An 11,990-nucleotide genomic window follows, 5' to 3' on the forward strand; every position below is an offset into this window, starting at 1 on the left:
AGCGGGGCGCCAATATGCGGACGATGCGGAGTTGGTTCCGGGACACCACCGGAGGCCTTCCGACCACCTTCTGGTACCTGTGGTCCGGGACCCTGATCAACCGACTCGGCTCGTTCGTCCTCGTCTTCCTCGCCATCTACCTGACCCAGGAACGTGGCTTCTCGGCCTCGCAGGCCGGCCTGGTGATCGGCCTCTGGGGCGTCGGCGGGGCATTCGGCACGACCGCCGGCGGCACCCTCGCGGACCGGTGGGGTCGCCGACCGACGCTGCTCACCGCCCACGTGGGCGCGGCGACCATGATGCTCGGGCTCGGGCTGGCCCGGGACCTCTGGGCGGTGGCGCTTGGGGCACTGCTGCTCGGCATGTTCGCCGAGGCGGCCCGGCCCGCGTTCGGGGCCATGATGATCGACGTGGTGCCGGCCAAGGACCGGCTGCGCGCCTTCTCGCTCAACTACTGGGCGATCAACCTGGGCTTCGCCTGCGCCGCCGTCCTCGCCGGCCTCGCCGCACAGGCCGACTACCTGCTGTTGTTCGTGGTCGACGCGGCCACCATGCTGATCACCGCGCTGATCATCTTCAGCAGGGTGCCGGAGACCCGACAGGCCGGCCCGACAAGTGCCGACGCGGCGAAGGCGGTCCCGCTCGGCGCCCTGCGCACGATCCTCACCGACCGGGTCTACCTCGGCTTCGTGGCACTCAACCTGCTCGCCGCGCTGGTGTTCCTCCAGCACATCTCGATGCTGCCGATCGCGATGGGCGACGACGGTCTGAGCCCGGCCACCTACGGCTCGGTGATCGCGCTCAACGGCATCCTCATCGTGGTCGGCCAGCTCTTCGTACCCCGACTGATCCGGGGTCGCAGCCGCTCACACGTGCTCGCGCTGGCCTCCGTGGTGATGGGGGTGGGGTTCGGGCTGACCGCGTTCGCCGGCACCGCCTGGTTCTACGGGCTGACCGTGCTCATCTGGACGGTCGGCGAAATGCTGAACTCCCCCTCCAACTCCACGCTTATCGCCGAACTGTCCCCGGCCGAGCTGCGCGGTCGCTACCAGGGCGTGTTCTCGCTCTCCTGGCAGATCGCCGGGGCCAGCGCGCCGATCCTCGGCGGTCTGGTCCGCGAGCACGTCGGCAACGACGCGCTCTGGTACGGCTGCGCCGCGCTCGGCCTGCTGACCGCGGTGGCCCACCTGGTGTCGGGGCCGGCCCGGGAGCGTCGCGCCACCGCGCTGCGCCGCTCCGGTGCGGCGCTGGCCCCGGTCACCGCCAGCCAGGCGCCGCAGCCCGCAGAGGCTTAACGACTGGCGCGGCGGGGCCCCGAGTTTCTACTGTGCAGAGGAAACAGTTAACAACCTGAACTGTCGGGAGGTCGGGTGCACGCCCTGCGGCGCTGGTGGCACGACACCGCAGGCGGCCTCCCCGCCACCTTCTGGTACCTCTGGGCCGGCCTGCTGATCAACCGGGCCGGCGCCTTCGCCATGCTGTTCCTCTCGCTCTACCTCACCGACGTGCGCGGCGCGAGCGAAGGGCTCGCCGGCACCGTGGTCGGCGCGTACGGGGCCGGCGGGGCAGCCGGGGTACTGCTCGGCGGGGTGCTCGCCGACAGGTGGGGCCGCAGGGCGACCCTGCTCGCCGCGCACCTGGCCACCGTCGGCCTGATGGTGGCGCTCGCCTTCACCCGACCCCTGCTGTTGATCGCGGTGCTCTCCGCGCTGATCGGCGTGGTCCACTCGATGCCCAGCCCGGCGTTCGTCGCGGCGATCGTCGACGTGGTGCCCGCCGAACGCCGGTCACGGGCGTTCAACCTCCAGTTCTGGGCGTTCAACCTGGGCATGGCGGTCGCCTCGCTGCTCGCCGGTGTCCTGGCCGAGGCGAGCTTCACCGCGCTGTTCCTTGTCGACGCGGGAGCCACCCTGACCGCCGCCGCCGTGATCGGCTGGAAGGTGCCCGAAACGCTACGGCTGGCCCGGCCGACGACCGGCCACCCGCCCACCACCCGCGCCGCACCGGCATCCGTCCGGGCCCGCCGACCTGGACTGCACACCGCGCTCACCGACCGCACCTTCCTGGTCTTCGTCGGGCTCACCTTCGTGCTTGCCGTACTCACCATGCAGACCTCGACGATCATGCCGCTGGCCATGCGCGCGGACGGCCTGGGCCCCTCGGCGTACGGGCTGGTGGTGGCACTCGGCGGCGCGCTGATCGTGGTCGGGCAGCTGTTCGTGCCCCGGCTGATCGACAGGCACCGCAAGGACGTCGTCCTGGCCGCCTCCACGGCGCTGCTCGCGCTCGGCTTCGGGGTCCTCGCCATCGCCGACGAACTGGCCATCTACCTGGGTGCCGCAGTCGTCTGGACGGTCGGCTCGATGCTCGCCGCACCGCCGAACGCGCAGATCAACGCGGACCTGGCACCACCGCAGCTACGCGCGCGCTACCAGTCGGTCTTCTACCTGACGTTCCCGGCCGCCGCGTTCGTCGCGCCGACCCTCGGCGGGGTGAGCCTCCAGCACCTCGGCGACCGGCACTGGCTGATCGTGGCCGGCCTCGGCCTGCTTGCCGCGCTCGGACACCTGCTCGCCGGACCACCCCGGGAGCGGCACGTCGCCGCGCTACGCCGGGTCGCCGAACCGGAGCCGAAGACACTCGCCGACCACGTGCCGACCGGATGAACGACGCAAAGCGCCCACCACGTCCCTGAGGTCGTAGTGGGCGCCCGCCGTGGGGCCGGCGGCGGCGGGCAACACTCACCCCCGTAAGCATCGCCCGCTCACGCCGCCGGTCCAAACAGGTGGGCACCGTCCCCCAACGGTTGATCCACCCGTCCCCTCGCGCCTCGTCTGGTGCGCGGATCTGATCGATCCGCCGCTCCCCCGAACGTTTCCAAACGTGGCGCGGTGCAATAAAGCTAGTTCGCCCGGATTCTGGATTCAACCCAGAACGGCTGTCTCGCCCGTCACAACTGGCGAGTATCCGCTGCTCCGGCCTCGTCCGTTGGCAACAGCCGCATACCCGTCGCCCATTCCCGCAAACACCTCAACCGTCTTCTCGATCGGGTGACTCGGTCCGGAAGAAGCTGCTCTGCCGGCCGTCCCGCAACTGTTCCTGATAAATCAGATTCAGCCGACGCAGGTCAAAGGTGTAGAACCACTCATCCCAGGTGATCTCGCGAATCCGGCTACTTTCCCGGTATCCGGGGATGTTGAACGTCAACACACCCGCCCGGCCATCCCGCTCGGTGCCGGCGATGGTCGCCGGCTTCGCCCCGCGTTCCCGGGCCCACCGCTGGATCACCTCGTGGTTCGCCGTGATCAGGCTCCGCCCCGGACGCTCCGGCCGGTCCATCGTCGACGAGATCACCTGCGAACTACGGACCGACCGACCCGTACCCCGTCCGGTCCGGATCCCGCCGGCCGCCGTCCCGCCGCCCGTCGACCGCGTCAGCGGACGCTTCGCCGCCGCGCTCTTTGCCGGCGCTGTGCGCTTTCCCGCCGCGCTCTTTGCCGGCGCCTTCTTCGCCGCCGTACTCCTGGCCGACGTCGTGCGCTTCGCCGCCGTGCTCCTGGCTGGTGCTGTGCGCTTCGCCGCAGTGCTCTTGGCCGGTGCCTTCTTCGCCGCAGTCTTCCGCGCGGGCGCCGTACGCGCCGTCGCGGTCTTCCGGGCCGCCGTGGTCTTACGGGCCGCCGTGGTCTTCCGCGCTGCCGTGGTCTTCCGCGCTGCCGCCGTCTTACGGGCGGCGGTCGTCCTGCTCGCGACCGCGGTCTTGCGCGCGGCCGTCGGCCTCGCGGCCGCTGTCGTCTTCTTCGCGGCGGTCGTCTTCTTCGCGGCGGTCGCCTTCTTCGCCGGCGCCCGCTTCGCCGCCGCAGCCGACTTCCGCGCGGCGGTCGCCTTCGTGGCGGCAGCCCGCTTCGCGGGCGCGCTCTTGTTCGCCGGTGCGGCCTTGGCACGGCTCGACGCCGGTCTGGCCGCCGACTTCCTGGTGGCCGCGGCACGACCCGCCGACGCACGGGTGCCGGTGGCCCGGCCCGCCGGGCCGGTGCTGCTCCGACCCGCGCCGGCCCGCATCGAGCGCACCAGCTGTTTCACCAGTTCGGGCTTGCGTAGGGCGGAGATCCCGGAAACCCCGCGTTTGCGCAGCTGCCCGCGGATGTCGTCCACCCGCATCCGGGATATCTCCGACTCGGAAACTCCGGGCGTACCCGGAGTCTGGTTGCCGGTCTGTCGCTTCGTCCTGGTCGCAGTCGCGCCGCGACCTGAGCTGTTCCGCTGAGCCATGGGACGCTCCGCTCCTTGGCACTCCGTCATCGGCGCGCGGGGGTCCCTTGCCGCACCGCGCGGTGCGGCATACCCGTCAGGAGCAGTCCGAACCACCGTCGACGCGCCATGACCGCGCTGGCCCGCGCCGATCTTGCGTTTTCAGTCGCCGAAAAGCGTGGAATGCCCCCTACGCCGGGACAGCAAGTGCAAGATCGCGGCCGAGCACTGTCGATCATGGAGTTGTGGTGCCTGGTTTGGTGCGACGCAGGGACTTTGTCACCCACCACAACTCCATGATCGGCGGGGTGCGTGGCGCGGGGCGGGGGTGCGTGGCGCGGGGCGGAGGGTGGGGCGGGGCGGGGGTGGGGTGGGGTGGGGGTCGGCGGGGCGAGGCGGTGGGGGGTGGGGTCAGGTTGGGTTGGGGTTGGTGGTGGAGGGCTCGAAGAGGTGGGCGAAGGCGGCCAGGTTGGCGGTCGACTCGCCGCGCTTCACCCGCCACTCGTACTCGCGCCGGATCGAGCTGCCGAAGCCGATCTCCAACATCGTGTCGAACGACTCGTCGGCGTACGTGAGCACGGCGCCGAGCAGTCGGTCCAACTCGTCGGCGTCCACGCCCGCCGGGTTGACCCGACCGGTCAGGTAGACGTCGCCGACCGCGTCGGTGGAGAAGGAGACGCCGTACATCCGGGCGTTGCGCTGTAACAGCCAGGCCCACAGCTCTTCGCGGCGTTCGTCCGGCTGGCGCATCACGAACGCCTCGACCCGCAGCGCGTGCTCGCCGACGATCAGGTTGCAGACCGTCTTGAGCTTGTGGGTGCCCGGCAGCGTCACCGCGTACGAGCCGGGGCCGGTCGACTCACAGGCCAGGTCCCGCTCGGCGCAGACCGACTCGATCAGGGTCGCAAGATCGCTCTTCGGGCTCACCGCACCCACTCTACGACCGACTCGGCCCGCGCACCGGGTGGCGACCGACGCCCGGGTCACCAGGAGCAGGAGAGCGCCGGATCGCAGGCCAGGTCGGCCGCGAGCCGGGCGCGGTGCCCGGCGATCGCCTCGCCGTAGACCCCGAGCAGGCCGGCGACGGTACGGTCCCAGGAGAAGTACCGGGCGTGCTGCTCGGCACCTCGGGCCAGCACCGAGCGGAGGGCCTGGTTCGGCAGCAGGCTGCCCAGCGCGCGGGCCCAGTCGACCGGGTCGTGCCCGTCGATGAGCACGCCGCTGACCTGGTCCCGTACGGCGGTGACCAGCCCTCCGACGGCGGCGGCCAGCACCGGCGTACCGCAGGCCTGCGCCTCCAGGGCGACCAGCCCGAACGACTCGTTGTGCGACGGCACCGCGACCAGATCCGCCGCGCGGTACAGGGCCGGCAGGTCGTCGCCGGTGAGTGGCGGGAGGAACCGCACCCCGTCGCTGACCCCGAGGTTGGCGGCCAATTCGATCAGGGCGGTCGGCCGGTCCAGCCCACTGCCGCTGGGCCCACCGCAGATCACCACCGTCATCTGGTCGGCAAGCGCCGGGTCGCGCTCCCGCAGTGCGGCGATCGCGCGGATCAGCACGTCGGGAGCCTTGAGCGGCTGGATCCGACCGACGAAGGCAACCACGTACCCGTCGACGGGAAGCCCCAGCCGGCGGCGGGCCTGGCGGGCCGCCGCGGGCCGGTCGCCCGGCGCAGGCCGGAAGCGGGCCAGGTCGACGCCCGGCTGCACGACGGACACCCGGGCCGGGTTGGCGTCGTAACGGCCGAGCAGGTCGCTGGCCTCGACCCTGGTGTTGGCGACAAGTCGGTCCGCCTCGGCGACGACCTGTTCCTCACCGATGATCCGGGCCTTGGGCTCCGGCCGGTCACCGGCGGCGAGCTGGTCGTTCTTGACCTTGGCGAGGGTGTGCGCGGTGTGCACCAGCGGCACTCCCCAGCGCTCCTTGGCCAGCCAACCGACCTGGCCGGAGAGCCAGTAGTGGGAGTGGATCAGGTCGTAGTGGCCGGGCGGGCGGGACGCCTCAGCGCGCAGCACCCCGGCGGTGAAGGCGCAGAGCTGACCGGGCAACTCCTCCTTGGTGAGGCCTTCCAGGGGGCCGGAGGTGACGTGTCGGACCTGCACGCCGGGCGCCATCTCGACCACCGGGGGGAGGTCACCGGAGGTGGCCCGGGTGAAGATCTCCACCTCCACGTTGGCCTCGGCGAGACGCCGGGCGACCTCGAGGATGTAGACGTTCATTCCGCCGGCGTCACCCGTGCCGGGCTGGTGCAGGGGTGAGGTGTGCACCGACAGGGTCGCGATGCGGCGTGGCCGGGGCCACGGTTGCGTACCTCGCTGACGCCCGACACCGGTGTGCATTTCCGCCACATCCGCTCCTTCGTCACGGTTGATGCCGTCTCGCACGACCGGCGCTTCTCGGTCAACCTGTACGCCGGATGTCATCTTCCCCATCGGGCTTCGGAAATTCCCCGGCGCGGCCCCCCGGGGTGACGGACCTCATGACCGGACGCCCGTCGATGGCCCCCGTACGCCCGGTCGGGGTGGCTCCCACGGTCGGGGGACAATGTCGGGATGACCTCAGTCGCCATCGTCACCGGAGCTTCAAGCGGGATCGGCGCGGCCACCGCCCGCCGGCTCGCCGCCGAGGGCTTCCACGTGCTCGCCGCCGCCCGCCGCGCCGAACGGCTCACCGATCTGGTCGCCGAGATCACCGCTGCCGGCGGCAAGGCCACCGCGGTGACCTGCGATGTCACCTCGGACGAGTCGGTGGCCCGGCTGGCCGAAGCCGCCGCCCAGGCACCCGGGCCGGTCACCCTCCTGGTCAACAACGCCGGCGGGGCACGCGGGCTGGACCCGGTCGAGTCCGGCTCGGTCGCCGACTGGCAGTGGATGTACGACGTGAACGTGCTCGGCACCCTGCGGGTCACCCAGGCACTGCTGCCGGCGCTGGAGGCCTCCGGTTCCGGCACCATCGTGGTGGTCTCCTCGACCGCCGGCCTGACCGTCTACGAGGGCGGGGGCGGCTACACCGCCGCGAAGCACGCGCAGACCGCAATCGCCGGCACGCTCCGCCTCGAATTGTGCGGCCGGCCGCTGCGGGTCGTCGAGATCGACCCGGGCATGGTGAAGACCGACGAGTTCGGCCTGGTCCGCTTCGAAGGCGATGCGGAACGGGCGGCGGCCGTCTACGCCGGGGTGCCGGGGCCACTGGTCGCCGAGGACGTCGCGGACTGCATCGCCTGGTGCGCCACCCGCCCGGAGCACGTCAACGTCGACCGGCTGGTGGTCCGGCCACGGGCACAGGCCGCCCAGCACAAGGTGCACCGGGTCGGCAAGTGAGGCGCCAGCGGAGATCGGCCCTGAGGTCGGCGTGAGCCCTGGGGCACGGCACCGGCCGTTCGGCGTGGTCACGCGCGGCACGACGAACCCGAACCGACTGCGTCGGGTGGACAACTGGATCGTCGCCACCTGCGCCGAAACCCTGCTGGCTGCGGACGACCCCCTGGTGGTCGACCTCGGCTACGGCGCCACCCCGGTGACAGCTGTGGAGTTGCGGGCGCGGCTGGCGGCCAGGGTCCGTCCGGACGTACGGCTGGTCGGGTTGGAGATCGACGCGGCCCGGGTGGCGGCCGCCGCGCCGGCCGCCGACCCACCCGGGCTCACGTTCGCCCGGGGTGGGTTCGAGTTGGCCGGGCTCCGGCCGGTGCTGGTCCGCGCGTTCAACGTGCTGCGACAGTACGACGAGAGCGACGTGGCCGAAGCCTGGCAGACCATGTGCGCCGCGCTCGCCCCCGGTGGGGTGCTCGTCGAGGGCACGTGTGACGAGTTGGGGCGGCTCGCGAGTTGGCTGCTGATCGACGCCGAAGGGCCCCGGACGCTGACCCTGGCCGCGAAGCTCACGACGCTTGGCAGCCCCGCCGAGCTGGCCGAGCGGCTACCCAAGGCGCTGATCCACCGCAACGTCCCCGGTGAGCCGGTGCACGCCCTGGTCCGCGCCCTGGAGGACGCCTGGCAGGCCGCCGCCCCGTACGCCACCTTCGGCCCCCGCCAACGGTGGCTGCAAGCGGTGACCCGCCTCCGCGAATCAGGCTGGCCCATCCTCGACAACCCCACCCGCTGGCGCCAAGGCGAACTAACCCTCCCCTGGCCCCTCCCCTAACGCCCCGCCCGTCCCGCCCCGGCCCGCCCGCCCCGCCCGTCGATCATGGAGTTGTGGTGGGCGATTTAACCCCGACAGAGGTGAATGTCCCCCACCACAACTCCTTGATCGACGCGGTCGCACGGGCTGGAGTCGCGCGGGGCGGGGCGGGGCGGGGCGGGGTGGGTGGGTTAGAGGGTGCAGTTTATGAGGACTGGTTCGGGGTGCAGGGTTACGCCGAAGCGGGCGTGGACCTGGTCGCGGATGGTGCGGGCCAGGGTGAGCAGGGCGGTCGTGTGGGCGGTGCCGCTGCGGTTGGTCAGGGCCAGGGTGTGCTTGCTGGAGATGGCCACCCCGCCCTCGCCGGGGTGGCCCTTGGTGAAGCCGGCCTTGTCGATCAGCCAGGCGGCGCTCACCTTGACCAGGCCGTCCGCCCCGGGCCAGGCGGGTGGGTCGCCCAGCTCGGTGGAGCGTTCGAGGAGCTGTTCGTACGTCGCGCGGTCGAGCACCGGGTTGGTGAAGAAGGAGCCGACCGAGCGAGTGTCCGGGTCGTTGGCGTCGAGCACCATGCCCTTGCCCGCGCGCAGCCGCAGCACCGCCGCGCGGGCGTCCGCAAGCGGCACCTGGTCGCCCACCTCGACGCCGAGCGCCTTGGCCAACTCGGCGTAGCGCACCGGCCCACTGAGCGCGGACCTGGTGAGCCGGAAGTCGACCGAGAGCACGACCCAACGGTCCACGTACTTGAAGATGCTGCCCCGGTAGGCGAAGCCGCAGTCGGCCGCGGGGATGACCTGGCGGGTGCCGGTGATCCGGTCGTACACCTCGACGCCGGTGATCGTCTCGGCGACCTCCTGGCCGTACGCTCCGACGTTCTGGATCGGGGTGGCGCCGGTCGAGCCGGGGATGCCGGACAGGCACTCCAGCCCGGCCCAGCCGTTGGCGACCGTGGCGGCGACGAGGTCGTCCCATGGTTCGCCGGCGTCGACCCGTACGGTGATCGAGGCGGCGTCCTCGGCGATGACCTGCATGCCACGGGAGCGCACCAGCACGACGGTGCCGGGGAAACCGGCGTCGCCGATCACCACGTTGCTGCCCCCGGCCAGGAGCAGGACCGGCTCGGCCGCGGCCTGGACCGCCCGGACGATCTCGTCGGCACTGCCGGCGGCCACGATCCGCCCGGCCGGCCCACCCGTTCGCAGGGTGGTGTAGCCGGCGAGTGGACCGGGGATGGCACGATCGGCGTCGGTTGTCGGCTGGGCGGAGGCGTCTGGCACGCCCTTCACCTTAGGCTGACAACTAGCCGTGGCACCCACTGGTCGCCCGGCACCCCCGGGAGGATGGCGATGAGCAGACTGCAGGGCAGCAAGGATTTCTGGATCGGGGCGCTCCGGACGGAGGCTCCGGCTTTCGCCGCAGCGGTGGCCGAGGCGCCGCCGGAGACACCGGTGCTGTCCTGTCCGGGCTGGACGGTCAACGACCTCACACTGCACATGGCCGGCATCTACCACTGGGTTTCGTCGTTCGTCGGTTCCGGCCAGGCCACCCAGCCGCCGCGCCGGGAGCAACGTGAAGCCGACCCGGGTGTGAACGCGCTCCAGCTGTGGCAGCAGGGGTACGACCGGCTGATGACTCTCTTCGACGGGCTCGACCCGGAGGCGCCGGCGTGGAACTGGGCTCCGCAGCCGAAGAAGGCCGGCTTCTGGCCGCGTCGGATGGCGCACGAGACGGCTGTGCACCGCTGGGACGCCCAGCTCGCCATCGCGGCTGGTGACCCGGTTGAGGCGAAGCTCGCGGCCGACGGGGTGAGTGAGGTGCTGGACACCTGGCTGCCGGCGGGCCGGCGGCAGGTGCCGGGTGACTGGCACGGGGTGGTGCAGCTCTGCGCGACCGATGCGGCCCAGGACTGGTATCTGCGGCTGCGCGGCGAGGGGGTGGCGTTGCTCGACACCGCGACCATCTTCGACCACGACGATCACCACGCGCGCGCGCAGGTCAGCGGCACCGCGAGCGACCTGCTGTTGGCGCTGTGGGGGCGGGTGAGCTTCGAGACGCTCGACGTCGTCGGCGACCGCACCCTGTTGAACGGTCTGCGCACCGGCTGACCGATACGCACGAACGAGGGCGTCACCCCGTCAGGGGTGACGCCCTCGTCGATGTCGGGGCCTGGATCGGAACAACGAGAGAGCGCTCTCTTGACAGCGGGTTGGCGACCCACCACCCTGTCGTGAGAGCGCTCTCTTAGCCATCTGCCACCACCCGCCCACCTTGAGAGAGGTCGAAACCCATGGCTGTCCTCCCACGCCGCCGCCTCGCCGCGGTGGCTCTCGCCGCCGCCACCGCCCTGCTCGTCACCACCGGCTGCGGCGGCGGTGACGAGCCGGGCGACGGAACGGTCACGCTGACCGTCGACGTCTTCGGCCAGTTCGGCTACGAGCAGCTCTACCAGGAGTACATGGCCGCGAACCCCGGCGTGAAGGTCGTCGAGCGTGGCACCGGCACCAACCTCGACGAGTACTCGCCGAAGCTGACCCAGTGGCTCGCCGCCGGCCGGGGCGCAGGCGACGTGGTGGCCATCGAGGAGGGCCTGCTCGTCGAGTACAAGGCCAACCCCGCGAACTTCGTCAACCTGCTGGACCACGGCGCCGCCGACCTCAAGGGCAACTTCCTCGAGTGGAAGTGGAACGCCGGCCTGACCGCCGACGGCAAGCAGCTCATCGGCCTCGGCACCGACGTCGGTGGCATCGCCATCTGCTACCGCAAGGACCTCTTCGAGAAGGCCGGCCTGCCCACCGAGCGGGAGGCGGTCTCCAAGCTCTGGCCGACCTGGCCGGACTACATCGCCACCGGCGAGAAGTTCACCGCGGCGAAGACCGGCGCGTCCTTCCTCGACGGGGCGACGAACACGTTCAACACCATCCTGCTCCAGACCGCCGGCAACACGACCGGCTACAGCTACTACGACACCAGCGACAACCTGGTCGTCGACAGCAACCCGTCGGTACGCCAGGCGTGGGACACCACGATGGACATCATCGACTCGGGCCTCTCCGGAAAGTACGGCTCCTGGTCGGAGGAGTGGGTCTCCGCCTTCAAGCAGTCGAAGTTCGCCACCATCGCCTGCCCCTCCTGGATGACCGGCGTCATCGAGGCCAACGCCGGCACCAGCGCCCAGGGCAAGTGGGACATCGCCCGGGTCCCCGGCAACGGCGGCAACTGGGGTGGATCGCACCTCGCCGTGCCCAAGCAGAGCAAGCACCAGGCCGAGGCCATCGAGCTGGCCAAGTTCCTGACCAGCGCCAAGGGGCAGATCGGGGCGTTCAAGGCCAAGGGTCCGCTGCCCTCCTCGCCGCAGGCGCTCGGCGACCCGGCGATCACCGGCGCGACAAACGCGTACTTCTCGGGGGCACCTGTCGGCGCCATCTTCGGCACCGGCGCGAAGAGCCTCAAGCCCGTCTACATGGGCCCGAAGAACCAGGCCGTACGGACCGAGGTGGAGAACGCCGTACGGACCGTGGAGCTGGGTCAGCGCAGCCCCGCGCAGGGCTGGACCGACGCGGTGACCAACGCGAAGAAGGCCGCCGCCAAGTAGCCCGAGCGAGCGTGCGGGCGGGCTCCGGGCACCG

General features: G+C 71.5%; 9 protein-coding genes and 1 pseudogene. 6 read left to right on the forward strand and 4 right to left on the reverse strand.

The window, feature by feature from the left end; translation table 11 throughout:
* Positions 1-14 precede the first annotated feature (14 nt).
* A complete protein-coding gene (locus ACWER9_RS03705) occupies positions 15-1,295 on the forward strand; it encodes an MDR family MFS transporter (RefSeq protein WP_452300312.1) in 1,281 nt (426 codons plus the stop codon).
* A gap of 75 nt (positions 1,296-1,370) precedes the next feature.
* A complete protein-coding gene (locus ACWER9_RS03710) occupies positions 1,371-2,666 on the forward strand; it encodes an MFS transporter (RefSeq protein ID WP_452300313.1) in 1,296 nt (431 codons plus the stop codon).
* Positions 2,667-3,030: 364 nt separating this feature from the next.
* On the opposite strand, the pseudogene ACWER9_RS03715 reads toward ACWER9_RS03710, so the two are convergent.
* The 3 genes and pseudogenes from ACWER9_RS03715 to mshA form a co-directional block, all read right to left on the reverse strand.
* Positions 3,031-3,462: pseudogene (locus ACWER9_RS03715) on the reverse strand (hypothetical protein); the annotation flags it as partial.
* A gap of 1,197 nt (positions 3,463-4,659) precedes the next feature.
* The gene (locus ACWER9_RS03720; RefSeq protein ID WP_452300314.1) at positions 4,660-5,175 is read right to left on the reverse strand and encodes a YbjN domain-containing protein; all 516 of its coding nucleotides are present in this window, start codon (positions 5,173-5,175) and stop codon (positions 4,660-4,662) included.
* A 56-nt stretch (positions 5,176-5,231) separates the two neighbouring features.
* Positions 5,232-6,596 carry a D-inositol-3-phosphate glycosyltransferase gene (gene mshA / locus ACWER9_RS03725; protein ID WP_452300315.1) on the reverse strand — a complete coding sequence of 455 codons (1,365 nt, stop codon included), beginning with the start codon at positions 6,594-6,596 and terminating at the stop codon, positions 5,232-5,234.
* Positions 6,597-6,800: 204 nt separating this feature from the next.
* Between mshA and ACWER9_RS03730 the strand changes: the two genes are divergently transcribed.
* Together ACWER9_RS03730 and ACWER9_RS03735 are read left to right on the forward strand one after the other, a co-directional pair.
* The gene (locus ACWER9_RS03730) at positions 6,801-7,568 is read left to right on the forward strand and encodes an SDR family oxidoreductase (protein ID WP_452300316.1); all 768 of its coding nucleotides are present in this window, start codon (positions 6,801-6,803) and stop codon (positions 7,566-7,568) included.
* A gap of 31 nt (positions 7,569-7,599) precedes the next feature.
* The gene (locus tag ACWER9_RS03735; protein ID WP_452300317.1) at positions 7,600-8,388 is read left to right on the forward strand and encodes a class I SAM-dependent methyltransferase; all 789 of its coding nucleotides are present in this window, start codon (positions 7,600-7,602) and stop codon (positions 8,386-8,388) included.
* 170 nt (positions 8,389-8,558) lie between these two features.
* Here ACWER9_RS03735 and ACWER9_RS03740 read toward each other — a convergent pair whose 3' ends face one another.
* Positions 8,559-9,641 carry a UDP-N-acetylmuramate dehydrogenase gene (locus tag ACWER9_RS03740; protein ID WP_452300318.1) on the reverse strand — a complete coding sequence of 361 codons (1,083 nt, stop codon included), beginning with the start codon at positions 9,639-9,641 and terminating at the stop codon, positions 8,559-8,561.
* A gap of 69 nt (positions 9,642-9,710) precedes the next feature.
* Between ACWER9_RS03740 and ACWER9_RS03745 the strand changes: the two genes are divergently transcribed.
* Together ACWER9_RS03745 and ACWER9_RS03750 are read left to right on the forward strand one after the other, a co-directional pair.
* Complete coding sequence (locus ACWER9_RS03745) at positions 9,711-10,469, forward strand: maleylpyruvate isomerase family mycothiol-dependent enzyme (RefSeq protein WP_452300319.1); 759 nt, start codon at positions 9,711-9,713, stop codon at positions 10,467-10,469.
* A 182-nt stretch (positions 10,470-10,651) separates the two neighbouring features.
* A complete protein-coding gene (locus tag ACWER9_RS03750; protein ID WP_452300320.1) occupies positions 10,652-11,956 on the forward strand; it encodes an ABC transporter substrate-binding protein in 1,305 nt (434 codons plus the stop codon).
* The last annotated feature ends 34 nt before the right edge of the window (positions 11,957-11,990 follow it).

This window comes from Micromonospora sp. NPDC003944 (assembly GCF_053605225.1).

Coding starts and splice junctions, on each gene's coding strand:
- ACWER9_RS03705 (WP_452300312.1), top strand. CDS start 15: ATGCGGACGATGCGGAGTTGGTTCCGGGACACCACCGGAGGCCTTCCG.
- ACWER9_RS03730 (WP_452300316.1), top strand. CDS start 6,801: ATGACCTCAGTCGCCATCGTCACCGGAGCTTCAAGCGGGATCGGCGCG.
- ACWER9_RS03745 (WP_452300319.1), top strand. CDS start 9,711: ATGAGCAGACTGCAGGGCAGCAAGGATTTCTGGATCGGGGCGCTCCGG.
- ACWER9_RS03750 (WP_452300320.1), top strand. CDS start 10,652: ATGGCTGTCCTCCCACGCCGCCGCCTCGCCGCGGTGGCTCTCGCCGCC.